At 65.2% G+C, this 14,061-nt stretch carries 14 protein-coding genes; 5 read left to right on the top strand and 9 right to left on the bottom strand.

The genetic code is table 11. From position 1 onward, the window contains the following. The first annotated feature begins 26 nt into the window (after positions 1–26). From AC1D02_RS02770 to AC1D02_RS02750, 5 genes are all read left to right on the top strand, one after another. A complete protein-coding gene (locus AC1D02_RS02770; RefSeq protein ID WP_477313462.1) occupies positions 27–947 on the top strand; it encodes an AAA family ATPase in 921 nt (306 codons plus the stop codon). A gap of 8 nt (positions 948–955) precedes the next feature. Next, a complete protein-coding gene (locus AC1D02_RS02765) occupies positions 956–1,942 on the top strand; it encodes a DUF58 domain-containing protein (RefSeq protein ID WP_477313460.1) in 987 nt (328 codons plus the stop codon). After that, on the top strand, positions 1,939–3,957 hold the full coding sequence (locus AC1D02_RS02760) for a transglutaminase TgpA family protein (RefSeq protein ID WP_477313458.1): 2,019 nt from the start codon (positions 1,939–1,941) through the stop codon (positions 3,955–3,957). The genes AC1D02_RS02765 and AC1D02_RS02760 overlap by 4 nt, the downstream gene beginning before the upstream one ends. After that, entirely contained in the window at positions 3,954–5,108 is a 1,155-nt protein-coding gene (gene mltB, locus AC1D02_RS02755; protein ID WP_477313456.1) for a lytic murein transglycosylase B, read from the top strand. Before AC1D02_RS02760 ends, mltB begins: the two co-directional genes overlap by 4 nt. A gap of 461 nt (positions 5,109–5,569) precedes the next feature. Then, positions 5,570–5,899, top strand: coding sequence for a hypothetical protein (locus AC1D02_RS02750; RefSeq protein ID WP_099788908.1), 330 nt, complete (start codon positions 5,570–5,572; stop codon positions 5,897–5,899). A gap of 54 nt (positions 5,900–5,953) precedes the next feature. Here the strand turns inward: AC1D02_RS02750 and cysM are convergent, their stop codons facing one another. From cysM to rpsA, 9 genes are all read right to left on the bottom strand, one after another. Continuing rightward, positions 5,954–6,856 carry a cysteine synthase CysM gene (gene cysM / locus AC1D02_RS02745; protein ID WP_477313454.1) on the bottom strand — a complete coding sequence of 301 codons (903 nt, stop codon included), beginning with the start codon at positions 6,854–6,856 and terminating at the stop codon, positions 5,954–5,956. A gap of 121 nt (positions 6,857–6,977) precedes the next feature. Beyond that, positions 6,978–7,328, bottom strand: a complete 351-nt coding sequence (locus AC1D02_RS02740) for a ComEA family DNA-binding protein (RefSeq protein WP_477313452.1) — start codon at positions 7,326–7,328, stop codon at positions 6,978–6,980. A gap of 157 nt (positions 7,329–7,485) precedes the next feature. Continuing rightward, positions 7,486–7,932, bottom strand: coding sequence for a ComEA family DNA-binding protein (locus AC1D02_RS02735; protein ID WP_477313450.1), 447 nt, complete (start codon positions 7,930–7,932; stop codon positions 7,486–7,488). 83 nt (positions 7,933–8,015) lie between these two features. Next, positions 8,016–8,993 carry a D-glycero-beta-D-manno-heptose-7-phosphate kinase gene (gene rfaE1, locus AC1D02_RS02730; RefSeq protein WP_477313448.1) on the bottom strand — a complete coding sequence of 326 codons (978 nt, stop codon included), beginning with the start codon at positions 8,991–8,993 and terminating at the stop codon, positions 8,016–8,018. Positions 8,994–8,997: 4 nt separating this feature from the next. Next, positions 8,998–10,365 carry a UDP-glucose dehydrogenase family protein gene (locus AC1D02_RS02725; protein WP_477313446.1) on the bottom strand — a complete coding sequence of 456 codons (1,368 nt, stop codon included), beginning with the start codon at positions 10,363–10,365 and terminating at the stop codon, positions 8,998–9,000. 14 nt (positions 10,366–10,379) lie between these two features. Then, a complete protein-coding gene (gene lapB / locus AC1D02_RS02720; RefSeq protein WP_477313444.1) occupies positions 10,380–11,555 on the bottom strand; it encodes a lipopolysaccharide assembly protein LapB in 1,176 nt (391 codons plus the stop codon). A gap of 34 nt (positions 11,556–11,589) precedes the next feature. Next, positions 11,590–11,889 (bottom strand): LapA family protein, encoded by a 300-nt coding sequence (locus AC1D02_RS02715; protein WP_477313442.1) that lies wholly within the window; start codon positions 11,887–11,889, stop codon positions 11,590–11,592. Positions 11,890–12,025: 136 nt separating this feature from the next. Further along, positions 12,026–12,331, bottom strand: coding sequence for an integration host factor subunit beta (locus tag AC1D02_RS02710; protein WP_072787195.1), 306 nt, complete (start codon positions 12,329–12,331; stop codon positions 12,026–12,028). 18 nt (positions 12,332–12,349) lie between these two features. Continuing rightward, positions 12,350–14,029, bottom strand: coding sequence for a 30S ribosomal protein S1 (rpsA, locus tag AC1D02_RS02705; RefSeq protein ID WP_477313439.1), 1,680 nt, complete (start codon positions 14,027–14,029; stop codon positions 12,350–12,352). Positions 14,030–14,061: the final 32 nt, after the last annotated feature.

Here is a 14,061-nt window from a genome sequence, read left to right as displayed (position 1 = left end):
CCACATCAATCAGAAAAGACAAGCACATGTTCAACAAGTTGCACGCGGTAGCCAGCCAGGTCAGCGGAATTGTCGTCGGCAAGGACCTGCAGGTGCGCCAGGCGCTGACCTGCCTGCTGGCCGGGGGCCACCTGCTGGTCGAAGACGTGCCGGGCGTGGGCAAGACCACGCTGGCGCACGCGCTGGCCATCTCGCTCGGGATGAAATTCAACCGCGTGCAGTTCACGTCCGACCTGCTGCCGGCCGACGTGGCAGGCATCTCGGTGTACGAGCGCGAGCGCGCCGGCTTCGTGTTCCATCCGGGGCCGATCTTCACCCAGGTGCTGCTGGCCGACGAAATCAACCGCGCCACGCCGAAAACCCAATCGGGGCTGCTGGAGGCGATGGAGGAGCGCCAGGTCACCGCCGACGGCGTCACGCGCCCGCTGCCCGAGCCGTTCTTCGTGATCGCCACGCAGAATCCGGCGCACCAGGTGGGCACCTTCCCGCTGCCTGAGTCGCAGCTGGACCGCTTCCTGATGTGCCTCTCGCTCGGCTATCCGGACGCCGCCGCCGAACGCGCGCTCTTGATGGGCGAAGACCGGCGCAGCATGCTCAAGGCGCTGCCGGCGGCGATGCAGCCGGAGGAGCTGATGGATGCGCAGAAGTCGCTGCGCCAGGTGCACGCGTCGGCATCGCTGATCGACTACGTGCAGGCGCTGGCGCAGGCCTCGCGCCGCGACGGCCTGTTCGCCGAGGGCCTGTCGCCGCGCGCTTCGATCGCGCTGCTGCAGGCGGCGCGCGCGTGGGCCGCGCTGGAGGGCCGCGACCACGTGGTGCCGGAAGACGTGCAGGCAGTGCTGGTGCCGGTGTGCGCGCACCGCCTGCGGCCGCTGAAGTCGGCGCACGGCGTCGCGCTGGCCAGCCGCGACCTGGTGCTCGAACTGCAAAAATCGGTGCCGGTGTAGGGCCGGGCATGATCGCCGCATTGCGCCGCAGGGCAAGGCAGTGGATGTTCAAGCCGCGCGGCTTCGAACGCGGCGAGACGTTCCTGCACCGGCGCCGCGTGTACATCCTGCCGACCAACGCCGGCGTCGGCTTCGCCTTCCTGCTGCTGGTGCTGCTGGTTGGCGCGACCAATTACAACCTCGCGCTTGGATTCGCGCTCACCTTCCTGCTCGCCACTTGCGCGGTGGTCGACATGTATCTCACCTATCGCAACCTCGGGCAGATGCACGTGCGCGCCGGCCAGGCGCCGAGCGTGTTCGCCGGGTCCGAAGCGCGCTTCGAGGCGACGCTGATCAACCGCAGCGCGCTTGACCGCTACGCGATCGGCGTCGATTTCAGCCGCGACGACGGGCCGCGCTACACGGTCGACGTGCCGTCCGGCGGCAGCGCGACGATTGCGCTGGCGATCGCCACCGAGGCGCGCGGCTGGATGCGCGCGCCGCGGGTGCGGCTGGTGTCGCGTTTTCCGCTCGGGCTGTTCCGGGCCTGGGCCTACTGGCAGCCGGACATGCGCGCGCTGGTCTACCCGTTCCCGGAAGCCGACGCGCCGCCGCTGCCGATGGCCGGCGAGGCGCGTGCCGACGGCCGCGGCGGCGCGGGCGACGACGACTTCGGCGGCATCCGCAATTACCAGCCGGGCGATTCGATGCGCAGCCTGGCGTGGCGCCAGATCGCGCGGCTCGACCTGGACGACGGCGGCCAACTGGTGACCAAGCATTTCGAAGGCGGCGGCGCGGCCGAACTGGTGCTCGACTTTAATGCGCTGCCCTCGACCATGCACCTGGAGCTGCGCCTGTCGCGCATGACGCGCTGGGTGCTGCAGGCCGAGCAAAGCGGCCTGCCCTACGGCTTCCGGATCGGCGCGCAGGATTACCCGGCCGGCGTGGGCGCGGCGCACCAGGCGGCCTGCCTGCGGGCGCTGGCGCTGCACGGCATCGGCGCGGAGCAGCCATGAAGCGCGCGACGCTGGCGGTTCTGCGCGCACGGCTGGCCGGTTTCTTCGCGCGCCTGCCGCGCGACAAGGCCGACACCCTGACGCTGCTGGCCGGCGCGCTGCTGGTGCTGGCGCCGCACGCGCTGCACCTGCCGCTGTGGGTCACGGCGCTGTGCGCGACGACGCTGGCCTGGCGCGTGGCGATCACCGTGCGCGGCACCCGCCTGCCGCCATCGGCGCTGCTGCTGCCGCTGGCGCTGGCGGCGGCCGGCGGCATCTGGCTGACCTTCCACACGGTGCTGGGGCGCGACGCGGGCGTGGCGATGCTGGTGCTGCTGGTGGCGTTCAAGATGCTGGAGATGCGCGCGCGGCGCGACCTGTACGTCGTGATCTTCCTGTGCTTCTTCCTGCTGCTGACGACCTTCTTTTACGCCCAGGGCATCGGCACCGCGCTGATGATGGTCGCCTCGATCGTCATGCTGTTCACGGCGCAGCTGTCGTTCCAGTTCACCGGCGCGGTGCCGCCGCTGCGCCGGCGCCTGTGGCTGGCCGGCCGCGTGGTGCTGATCGCGGCGCCGGCCGGCATCCTGCTGTTCTTTGTGTTCCCGCGCTTGCAGGGGCCGCTGTGGGGCTTGCCGAGCGACGCCGCCGTCGGCCGCACCGGCATGTCCGACAGCATGGCGCCGGGGAACCTGGCGCATCTGGCGCAGTCGGACGAGACCGCGTTCCGGGTGCGCTTCATCGACCCGGCGCCGGCGCAACCGCAGTTGTACTGGCGCGGACTGGTGCTGAGCCGCTTCGACGGCCGCACCTGGACCCAGATCCAGCGCCTGCGCCCGGCCAGCGCCGCGGCCCATCCGACGCGCGGGCCGGCGATCCGGCACGAGGTCACGCTGGAGCCGAGCGGCCAGCGCTGGCTGTATGCGCTCGACCTGCCGGACGCGCCGCCGCAACTGGCCGGGCGCCCGAGCGCGATCTCGCACGAGCAGGAGCTGGCGGCGTTCGCACCCATCGACCAGCGCGTGCGCTACGAGGCGGTCTCGCATCCGGACTACAGCCTGGAAGCCGGCGCCGCCCTGCCCGGCGCGGCGCGCTGGCTGGACCTGCCGGACGGCTTCAATCCGCGCGCGCTGGCCGCCGGCGAAGCGCTGCGCGCCTATGCCGATCCGGCGCAGCGGGTCAAGGCGGCGCTGCACACCTTCCGCACCGAGAGCTTCTCGTACACGCTCGATCCGCCCCCGCTGGGCCGCCACAGCGTCGACGAATTCCTGTTCGAGACCCGCGCCGGCTTTTGCGAACACTACGCCAGCGCCTTCGTGGTGCTGATGCGCGCCGCCGGCGTGCCGGCGCGCGTGGTGACCGGCTACCAGGGCGGCGAGCTCAATCCGGTCGATGACTTCATGACGGTGCGCCAGTCCGACGCGCACGCGTGGGCCGAGGTGTGGCTGGCGGGACGCGGCTGGCTGCGCATCGATCCGACGTCCGCGGTGGCGCCTGAACGGGTGCAGCGCGGCGCGGGGAGCGCGGCGCGGCGCCGCGGCGCCCTGGCCGGGCTGGGCCAGCTGGTGGACTTCGGCGCCGGCGCGAATCCCTTCTTCGCCCGCATCCGCTTCGAGATGGCGGCGCTCAACAACGGCTGGAACCAGTGGGTGCTGAACTACTCGCCGGAGCGCCAGCACGGCGTGGTCGAATCGATCGCCGCGGCACTGCTGGACTGGCGCACGTTCTGCGCGCTGCTCCTGTGCGCGCCGCTGCTGGCGCTGGCGCACGCGCGACGCGTGCGGCGCCGGGGCGATCCGATCGATGCGCTATACTCGGCGCTGTGCCTGCAGCTGGGCCGGCGCGGCCTGGCGCGCGGCGCCGACGAAGGCCCGAACGCCTATCGCGCGCGGCTTGCGCACGCGCCGCTGGCGCCGGCGCAGCACGACGCCGCCGCCCAATTCCTGCGCCTCTACAGCGCCTACAAATACGGCGCCCAGCCGGCTCTCCCGGGGCTGGCCGCCACACTGAAAAGTCTGCTGACAAAATTCCGATGACATTCAAGCCGCGCTTCATTCCCCGCCGTTCCACCTTGCTGCTGCTGGCGCTGGCCTGCGCCGCGGCGCCGCTGGCGCTGGCCGCCAAGGCCAAGCCGAAAACCTCCACCCATGCCAAGGCCGTCAAGGCGGCCAAGCTGGTCAAGGCCAAAAAGATGGCGCCGCCGCCGCGCAAGGTCGACTACGCCGGCGAGCAGGTCAATTTCCGCGAATGGAAGGCGGTCGCCGATTTTGAAGAGGAGATGGTCGCCAAGCATGGCTTCGAGCGCGACACGCTGAAGGGCGTGATGGCGCAGGTGAACTACATCGATTCGGCGGTGCAGCTGGTCAAACCGGCGCCGCCGGGCAAGCCGAAAAACTGGCAGGCCTACCGCGACCGCTTCATCGAGCCGGTGCGGACCGAAGCGGGCGTCGCGTTCTGGAACGAGAACGCCGCGGCGCTGGCGCGCGCCGAGGCGGAGTTCGGCGTGCCGGCGGAAATTATCGTCGGCATCATCGGCGTCGAGACCGTGTATGGCCGCAATACCGGGCGCTTCCGCGTGATGGATGTATTGACGACGCTGGCGTTCGCCTACCCGGACACGCCCAACCGCGAGGCGCGCCAGGTGTTTTTCCGCGGCGAGCTGGAGAACACCTTGCTGCTGGCGCGCAAGTCCAACATGGATCCGCTGTCGCTGCTCGGCTCGTTTGCCGGCGCGGTCGGCCTGCCCCAGTTCATGCCGGGCAGCATTCTGGAATATGGCGTGGACTTCGATGGCGACGGCCGCGTCGACCTGCGCAATTCACCCACCGATGCGATTGGCAGCGTCGCCAACTTCCTGGTCAAGCACGGCTGGCTGGGTTCGCGCAGCGGGCCTGCGGTATTCCCGGCCGAGGTGTCGGAGAATCGTGCGTGGGAAAGTTTCATCGGACAAGGCCTGGCCGCCAAATTCAGCGCGGAGCAACTGGCGGCGGCCGGCGTCGGCAGCACTGCGGCCTTGCCGGCCGGCGAACGGTTCGGCCTGATCGACTTACAAAATGGCGCGGAAGCAACAGAATATTGGTTGGCCACCGATAATTTTTTTGCTATCACCCATTACAATCGCAGTTATTTTTATGCCATGTCCGTTGTCGAATTGGGCAGGGCGATCCGTTTGGCGCGCGGCGCGTAACCCTTGCTGGCCGGGAAACTTTGTAATCAACTGTAACGCCAGGGCGCCCGCGCGGCGCCTGAACGCACCGGTTTAATCAATATACTCCCGGCAGTATCTCCATACCTCCACAGCGTCTTTGTCCGCATACTCCCCAATATTGGGCGGCCGGACCGCTGAATCCGAAATTGTGCAGCAATCCAACGACAATTACCCTACACTTAACTTTACCCACAAAACAATTTCAAAATTGTGAATATATGAGAGAATTGCATTGGGGCTATGTTGCAACTGAACAACATCGCGATGCATTTGGCGCACGAATCTTTATTGCTTTCAGGTATTACCCAGGAAAAGGTTGTACAATTGTGTATATATTTTCCAAAGTGTTCTCTGAAATCAATCAGATAGTGACATTCGTAGCACGCGAACGCCGGGTGTAAGAACCAGCAAGACAACTCAAAATAGGAATGATCGAAATCATGACAAACCAAGTCGGCATTGATATGAACAGCGATTCGGATTCGGACGATCTGCTGCAATACAACCCTAACCGGTTGCTCGACACGCTCATCGAAAACCTGCGCCTGAAAAACGACGCAGCGCTGTCGCGCGCGCTGGAAGTGGCGCCGCCGGTAATCTCGAAGATCCGTCACCACCGCCTGCCAGTGGGCGCATCGCTGCTGATCCGCATGCACGAAGTGAGCGACCTGTCGATCCGCGACCTGCGTTACCTGATGGGCGACCGTCGTAACAAGTTCCGCATCAGCGACAAGCAGTTCAAGCCAAAAGAAGGCGAGCCACAAGCTTAAGCCGGAACGGTATCACCACGGGTCCCTTCGCGCGAAGGGACCTGGCATTGCATATCAGGCGGGGAAGACGCCCGTCGACAAGTAGCGATCGCCGCGGTCGCAGACGATGAACACGATGGTTGCGTTCTCCACCGTCTGCGATATCCGCAATGCGATTTCACAGGCGCCCGCCGCCGAAATTCCGCAGAAAATCCCCTCTTCCGCAGCGAGCCGCCGCGCCATGTGCTCGGCCTGGGCCTGGCTCACGCTTTCGACCTGGTCGACGCGCGCCTTGTCGAAAATTTTCGGCATGTAGGCATCCGGCCACTTGCGGATGCCGGGAATCGACGAGCCTTCCTCCGGCTGCGCGCCGATGATCCGGATCGCCTCGCTCTGTTCTTTCAGGTATTGCGACACGCCCATGATGGTGCCGGTGGTGCCCATCGCGCTGACGAAATGGGTGATGCGCCCGCCGGTGTCGCGCCAGATTTCCGGGCCGGTGCCTTCGTAGTGGGCGCGCGGATTGTCCATATTGGCGAACTGGTCGAGGATCACGCCCTTGCCTTCGCGCTGCATCTGCTCGGCCATGTCGCGGGCGTATTCCATGCCGCCGGTTTTCGGGGTCAGCACGATTTCGGCGCCGTAGGCGGCCATGCTCTGGCGCCGTTCGACCGACAGGTTGTCGGGCATCAGCAGGACCATCTTGTAGCCGCGCACCGCGGCGACCATCGCCAGCGCGATGCCGGTGTTGCCGCTGGTCGCTTCGATCAGCGTGTCGCCCGGCTTGATGTCGCCGCGTTCTTCGGCGCGGCGCAGCATCGACAGCGCGGCGCGGTCTTTCACCGAGCCGGCCGGATTGTCGCCTTCCATCTTGCCGAGGATGATGTTGTTGCGCGCGGCGGCGTCGGCGCCGGGCAGGCGCACCAGCTGCACCAGGGGCGTATTGCCGATCGTATCTTGGATGGTCTTGTAAGGCATGGATGCTCTCTTGCTGTTCGGTACAGCCCCCATTGTATGCCGGGATGCATTTCCGCGTCTGCGAGAGCTCAGGCCAGGCTGCTTCCGAAGGGTCTGACCCCAGGGGGCCAGACCCAGGTGTTTACATCTTGGCCGCTGGCTTGGCGTCAGCCTTGGCCTTCGCCGGCGTCTTCGGCGCGACGGCGGTCATGTCCGCGCCGTCCAACGATTTGCCGCCCACCTGCAGGCCGGCGGTCGACAGCCGTTTGGCGTTCTTCGGGCCCACTCCCTGCACACGCTTTTCGAAGTCGGCCCAGTCCTTGAAGGCGCCGCCCTTGGTGCGCTCGTCGAGGATGGCCTTGGACATCTTCGGTCCGATCCCTTTTACGCTGTCCAGTGCGGCGGCGTCCGCCTTGTTGACGTCCACCTGGGCGAAGGCGAATCCCATCGTGGCGATCAGCGTTGCGACGGCCAGCATCAGTTTCTTGATCATGTCAGTGTTCTCCGTTGTAGTTGGATGAGGGACGGCGGATGCCATCCTCGACCATCAACGGCTGCGGGGCTGCTGAGTTGACGCTGGGGGTTTGAGGGGGAACAAGGCGAAAAACCGGGAACCAGGGTCTGACCCGCGGGGTCAGACCCGAACTGCATTACATCGAGGCTTTGGCGCCGGCGGCGGCTGGCTTGGCCTTCATGTCGGCCGGGGCCTTGGCTGGCGGCATCGGTTTCGATTCCGGCATCGGCTTGGCGGCAGGCATCGGCTTCGCTTCCGGCGCAGGCTTGGCAGCTGGCGTCGCCTTGGCGGCGGCCGTCATCGCGGCGCCGTCCATCGACTTGCCGCCAACCTGCAGGCCGGCCATCGACAGTTTCTTGGCGTTCTTGGCGCCCACGCCCCTGACGCGCTTCTCGAAGTCGGCCCAGTCCTTGAACTCGCCACCCTTAGTGCGCTCGTCGATGATGGCTTTCGACATCTTCGGCCCCACGCCCTTGACCGCGTCGAGCGCCGCGGCGTCGGCCTTGTTCACATCGACTTGCGCAAAGGCAAAACCCATCGTGGCAATCATCGTCGCCACTGCAAGCATCAGTTTCTTGATCATGTCCGTCATCTCCGTTGTTGTTGGGAATGGACGGCGACGCCGCCCTTCCCGCTTAACGGTTCAGTAAAGACACGGTTGACAGATCAGGCCCCGAATAATTCAGCGCGCGTGACGGTAGCGGTGCCCAGCTTGCCGACGACGATGCCGCCGGCCCGGTTGGCCGTGATCAGGGCGTCGGCGATCGGCATGCCGGCGCCCAGCATCGCCGCCATCGTGGCGATCACGGTGTCGCCCGCGCCCGACACGTCGAACACTTCGCGCGCGGCGGCGTGCATGTGCAGCACCTCGGTGGCGCTGTACAGGCTCATGCCCTCTTCCGAGCGCGTGAGCAGCAAGGCGTCGAGCCCCAGCTCCACGCGCAGGGCCTGGGCCTTGGCGGTCAGCTGCTCTTCGCTGTTCCAGCTGCCGACGATGCGCTTCAGTTCGGACTTGTTCGGCGTCAGGATGGTGGCGCCGGCGTAGGGGGAGAAGTCGTCGCCCTTCGGGTCGACCATCACCACCTTGCCGGCGGCGCGCGCGGCGCGGATCATCTCGGCGACGTTGACCAGGCTGCCCTTGTTGTAATCGGACAGGATCACCACGTCGTAGTCGGCCAGCACGCCGTTGAACTGGGTGAGCTTGTCGCGCAGGACGGTGTCGGTCGGCGCGTCTTCGAAGTCGATGCGCAGCAGCTGCTGCTGGCGGCCGATCACGCGCAGCTTGATGATGGTGGAGATGGCTTCGTCGCGGTGCAGATAGCTATGGATGCTGGACTCGCCGAGCATCTGCTCGACCTGCGCGCCCGCCTCGTCGGCGCCGACCACGCCGAGCAGGCCGCAGCGCGCCCCCAGCGAGGCGACGTTGCGCGCGACGTTGGCGGCGCCGCCGAGGCGCTCCTCGCGCTTTTCGATGCGCACCACCGGCACCGGCGCTTCCGGCGAGATCCGGCTGACGTCGCCGAACCAGTAGCGGTCCAGCATGACGTCGCCGACCACCAGGATGCGCACCGCGTCCAGCTGCGGCGCGACGATGTTCGGGTTGCTGTCGGGGGTCAGCAGGCGGCTGGGGACGGCGTCGTTCATGGTCTTACCTCCGGGTCAGCACCGAGCGGCCGATGCCGTGGTACTCGAAGCCGGCTTCGGCCATCACGTCCGGCTCGAACAGGTTGCGGCCGTCGAATACGATCGGCGCCTTCAGCCGCGATTTGATCTGGTCGAAGTCGGGGCTGCGGAAGGCCTTCCATTCGGTGACGATGGCCAGCGCGTCGGCCTGGTCCAGCGCATCCATCGGATTGGCGGCAAAGCGCACCCGCGCCAGCTGCCCGGGCGTCAGGTCCAGTGCCAGTACGCGCTTCGCCTCGTCCATCGCGACCGGGTCGTACACCGCGGCGGTGGCGCCGCGCGCGATCAGTTCGGCCAGCAGCACGCGCACAGGCGCCTCGCGCATGTCGTCGGTGTTCGGCTTGAACGCCAGGCCCCAGATCGCGAAATGGCGGCCGGCCAGGTTTTCGCCGAAGCTGGCGACGATTTTCTTGCCCAGCACCTGCTTCTGGTTGTCGTTGACCGCTTCCACCGCGCGCAGGATCAGCAGGTCCTGGTCGTACTGGCGCGCGGTGCGCTCGAGCGCCTGCACGTCTTTGGGGAAGCACGAGCCGCCGTAGCCGGCGCCGGCATACAGGAAGCTGTGGCCGATGCGCGGGTCGGATCCGATCCCGTGGCGCACCGCTTCGATGTCGACGCCCACCCGGTCGGCCAGGTTGGCCATCTCGTTCATGAACGAGATGCGGGTCGCCAGCATCGCGTTGGCGGCGTACTTGGTGAATTCGGCCGAGCGCACGTCCATCCAGAAGGTGCGTTCGTGGTTGCGGTTGAACGGCGCGTACAGCTTCTTCATCATCTCGCGCGCGCGCAGGCCGGCGGCATCGCTGTCGTGGCCGAGGACGATGCGGTCCGGGCGCATGAAGTCTTCGACCGCGGCGCCCTCTTTCAGGAACTCGGGGTTCGACACCACCGAGAAGGTCGCGTCGGATCCGCGCGCGGCGATTTCCTCGGCCAAGGCGGCGCGTACCCGTTCTCCGGTGCCGACCGGCACGGTCGACTTATCGACGATGACCTTGAAGCCGGTCATGTGGCGGCCGATTGCGCGCGCCGCGGCCAGCACGTACTGCAGGTCGGCCGAGCCGTCTTCGTCGGGAGGCGTGCCGACCGCGATGAACTGCAGCGCGCCGTGCGCGACGCTGGCGGCGACGTCGGTGGAGAAATGCAGGCGGCCTGCAGCGCGGTTGCGCGCCACGACTTCCTGCAGGCCCGGCTCATGGATCGGGATGCCGCCGTTGTTCAGCAGGTCGATCTTGCCCTGGTCGACGTCGAGGCAGAACACATCGTTGCCCAGTTCGGCGAGGCAGGCGCCGGTCACCAGGCCTACGTAGCCGGTTCCGATAATGGTAATTTTCATGGGTTCAGCCTAAATCAATTCATTACATTGAGTTCTTCGGTGCGCCGCGGCGGGTAGGTCTCCCAGCGGCTGCAGCCAGGGCACTGCCAATAGAACTGGCGCGCCTTGAAACCGCAATGGCCGCACTGGTAGCGCGCCAGCTTCTGGGTGTAGCCGTGCACCAGGTTCTTCACCATCGACAGCTCTTCCCAGATGTTGGCCGGCGCATCCATCATGCGCGCCTCGAGCAGCTTGTCCAGGCCCAGCAGGGTCGGGTTGCGCTTCAGTTCTTCCACCACCAGCTGCTTGGCCGCTTCCACGCCATCGAGTTCGATCACGGCCTTGAACACGACTTCGATCAGGTCGATCGACGAGGCTTCGGCCAGGTAGGAGCGCAGCAGGTTGACGCCTTCCTGCGCCCGGCCCACTTTGCGGTAGCCGTCCATCAGGCGCGCGGCGACCAGCGCCACGTGCGGCACGCTTTGCTGCTCGACGCGGCGCCAGGTGACCAGCGCGCCTTCGGTGTCGCCCTGGGCCAGCTGGGCGTCGCCCAGCAGCATGGTGGCGCGCACGTTCTTGCGATCGGCCTGCAAGGCCTGGTCGAGCAGCGCCATCGCTTCGGGCACTTGCAGGTGCACCAGCGCGTCCTGCGCCAGCTCGCAATAGAACTGGGCGATTTCCTTCTGGCGCGCGCCGGCGCCGGACTCCTGCAGTCCCTGCGCGGCTTCGATCGCGCGGCGCCATTCCTTCTCGCGCTGGAAGATCTCGAGCAGCGCGCGGCGCGCCTGCACGCCGTAGCTTGAATCGAGCAGCGTGTTGAAGGTCTCTTCAGAGCGGTCCAGCAGGCCCGCCTTGAGGTAGTCCATGCCCAGCTCGTAGCGCGCGTGCTGCTGCTGTTCGAGCGGCAGGTCGGGCCGCGCCAGCAGGTTCTGGTGGACCCGGATGGCGCGTTCGATCTCGCCGCGGCGGCGGAACAGGTTACCCAGCGCGAAGTGCATTTCGGCAGTTTCAGGGTCGTGCTTGACGATGTCGATGAAGGCGTCGATCGCCTTGTCGGGCTGTTCGTTGAGCAGGAAGTTCAGTCCCTTGAAATAGGTGGTCGGCAGGCTGCGCGACTCTGCCAGCAACTGCTTGATGTCGACCCGCGCGGCGATCCAGCCGAGGGCAAAAAAGAAGGGGATGCCGAGCAGCCACCAGAGTTCAAATTCCATGCGTTTCTTTTTATTCGATGGGTGAAGGACGCGATCAGCCGCGCGGGCTGACGCTGTCCGGTTGCGGCGCGCTCGCCACCTTGGCGTTTTGCAGCGCCTGGATGGTGTCCTCGTGGCGGGTGCGCTCGCGGCGGTGGCGGAATACGGTCGGCGTGACGGCCAGGATGCCGAGGGCGGCGCCGGCGACAAAGAACGCCAGCAGCATCAGCACCAGCGGGCCGCGCAATTCGTAATTCAGGAAAAAGTGCAGGTCGACTTCCTGCGTGTTTTTCAGCGCGAAGCCGAAAAACAGGATAAACAGAACTAATCCAACGATGGAGGAGAGGAATTTCATCTGCCAGGTCCTGGTGAGTCGAAGTGCGAAGTGTCGCACATCATGGGTAATTATTCAAAGTTCCGCATAAATCGGCAGGACGAAAAAAAACGGCATCCAGGGACGCCGTTCTTTGCATGCTGTGCCGCCAGACGACTTAGTCTTCGATGATCGGCTGCCCGACCATCGCGTCTACGCGCTCGCGCAACTGCTTGCCTGGCTTGAAGTGAGGGACCCGTTTTTCAGGAACCATCACCTTGTCGCCGGACTTCGGGTTGCGGCCGATGCGCGGTGGCCGACTATTCAGGGCAAAACTGCCGAAACCGCGGATCTCGATGCGCTGGCCAGTCGATAAAGCATTGGTCATTGCATCGAGAATGGTTTTGACAGCGTACTCCGCATCTTTGGCCACCAGCTGAGAATAGCGCTCAGCGAGGCGGTTGATCAACTCGGACTTCGTCATCTGGCTGGTTCCGAATGCTTAGTTCTTGTTATCGAACTTGGCTTTCAACAGCGCGCCCAGGCTGGTGGTGCCCGAAGCTGCGTTGTTGTCGGTTGCTGCCATTTTCTGCATGGCTTCCTGGGTCTCGACATTGTCTTTCGCTTTGATCGACAGCTGGATGCTGCGCGCTTTGCGATCGATGTTGATGACCAGGGCTTCAACGCTGTCGCCGACCTTCAGGTGGGTACCGGCATCTTCAACGCGGTCGCGCGAGATTTCGGAAGCACGCAGGTAGCCTTCGACTTCTTCGGACAGCTGGATCACAGCGCCCTTAGGCTCGACCGACTTGACCGTACCCGTTACCAGGGAGCCTTTGTCGTTCATTGCCGCGAAGTTGTTGAATGGGTCGCCTTCCAGTTGCTTGACGCCCAGCGAAACGCGCTCGCGCTCCACGTCGATGGCCAGAACGATGGCTTCGAGCTCGTCGCCCTTCTTGAAACGACGCACGGCTTCTTCGCCGGACTCGGTCCACGACAGGTCGGACAGGTGCACCAGGCCGTCGATGTTGCCGGCCAGGCCGATGAACACGCCGAAGTCGGTGATCGACTTGATCGCGCCGCGGACTTTGTCGCCCTTCTTGTGGGTCACGCCGAAGTCATCCCATGGATTCGCTTTGCACTGCTTCATGCCCAGCGAAATACGACGACGCTCTTCATCGATTTCCAGGACCATCACTTCAACTTCATCGCCCAGCTGGACGACTTTGTTTGGAGCGACGTTCTTGTTGGTCCAGTCCATTTCCGACACGTGGACCAGGCCTTCGATGCCCTGCTCGACTTCGACGAACGCGCCGTAGTCGGTGAGGTTGGTGACTTTACCGAACAGGCGGGTGCCTTGCGGGTAACGACGGGACAGACCGGTCCAAGGATCGTCGCCCAGCTGCTTCACGCCCAGCGAAACGCGGTTCTTTTCCTGATCGTACTTCAGGACCTTGGCGGTGATTTCCTGGCCGACGGTCAGCACTTCCGACGGGTGACGCACACGACGCCATGCCAGGTCGGTGATGTGCAGCAGGCCGTCGATGCCGCCGAGGTCAACGAACGCGCCGTAGTCGGTGATGTTCTTGACGATACCGGTCACCACGGTGCCTTCTTTCAGCGTTTCCATCAGCTTCTGGCGCTCTTCGCCCATCGATGCTTCGATGACGGCGCGACGCGACAGCACCACGTTGTTACGCTTGCGGTCCAGCTTGATAACCTTGAATTCGAGGGTCTTGCCTTCGAACGGGGTGGTGTCCTTGACAGGACGGGTGTCGACCAGCGAACCCGGCAGGAACGCGCGGATGCCGTTGGTCAGAACGGTCAGGCCGCCCTTGACTTTGCCATTGACGGTACCGACGACGATCTCGCCCGATTCCATGGCTTTTTCCAGTGCCAGCCACGACGCCAGGCGCTTGGCCTTGTCGCGCGACAGGATGGTGTCGCCGAAGCCGTTTTCCAGCGACTCAATCGCTACGGAAACGAAATCGCCGACTTGAACTTCCAGTTCGCCCTGGTCGTTCTTGAATTCTTCGATGGGAATGAATGCTTCGGACTTGAGGCCGGCGTTGACGATCACGAAATTGTGGTCGAGGCGCACGACTTCAGCGGAAATGACTTCGCCGGAGCGCATATCTTGACGCGACAACGATTCCTCGAAGAGCGCTGCAAAACTTTCCATACCGGTTGCTTCAGTTGTTGCTGTAGACATAG

Source organism: Massilia sp. P1_C10 (assembly GCF_056406475.1).
This window is presented reverse-complemented; position numbering and strand designations above follow the sequence as displayed.

Coding starts and splice junctions, on each gene's coding strand:
- rpsA (WP_477313439.1), bottom strand. CDS start 14,029: ATGGAAAGTTTTGCAGCGCTCTTCGAGGAATCGTTGTCGCGTCAAGAT.
- cysM (WP_477313454.1), bottom strand. CDS start 6,856: ATGCCTTACAAGACCATCCAAGATACGATCGGCAATACGCCCCTGGTG.
- AC1D02_RS02770 (WP_477313462.1), top strand. CDS start 27: ATGTTCAACAAGTTGCACGCGGTAGCCAGCCAGGTCAGCGGAATTGTC.
- AC1D02_RS02750 (WP_099788908.1), top strand. CDS start 5,570: ATGACAAACCAAGTCGGCATTGATATGAACAGCGATTCGGATTCGGAC.
- AC1D02_RS02710 (WP_072787195.1), bottom strand. CDS start 12,331: ATGACGAAGTCCGAGTTGATCAACCGCCTCGCTGAGCGCTATTCTCAG.
- AC1D02_RS02715 (WP_477313442.1), bottom strand. CDS start 11,889: ATGAAATTCCTCTCCTCCATCGTTGGATTAGTTCTGTTTATCCTGTTT.
- AC1D02_RS02765 (WP_477313460.1), top strand. CDS start 956: ATGATCGCCGCATTGCGCCGCAGGGCAAGGCAGTGGATGTTCAAGCCG.
- lapB (WP_477313444.1), bottom strand. CDS start 11,555: ATGGAATTTGAACTCTGGTGGCTGCTCGGCATCCCCTTCTTTTTTGCC.
- AC1D02_RS02725 (WP_477313446.1), bottom strand. CDS start 10,365: ATGAAAATTACCATTATCGGAACCGGCTACGTAGGCCTGGTGACCGGC.
- AC1D02_RS02740 (WP_477313452.1), bottom strand. CDS start 7,328: ATGATCAAGAAACTGATGCTGGCCGTCGCAACGCTGATCGCCACGATG.
- mltB (WP_477313456.1), top strand. CDS start 3,954: ATGACATTCAAGCCGCGCTTCATTCCCCGCCGTTCCACCTTGCTGCTG.
- rfaE1 (WP_477313448.1), bottom strand. CDS start 8,993: ATGAACGACGCCGTCCCCAGCCGCCTGCTGACCCCCGACAGCAACCCG.
- AC1D02_RS02760 (WP_477313458.1), top strand. CDS start 1,939: ATGAAGCGCGCGACGCTGGCGGTTCTGCGCGCACGGCTGGCCGGTTTC.
- AC1D02_RS02735 (WP_477313450.1), bottom strand. CDS start 7,932: ATGATCAAGAAACTGATGCTTGCAGTGGCGACGATGATTGCCACGATG.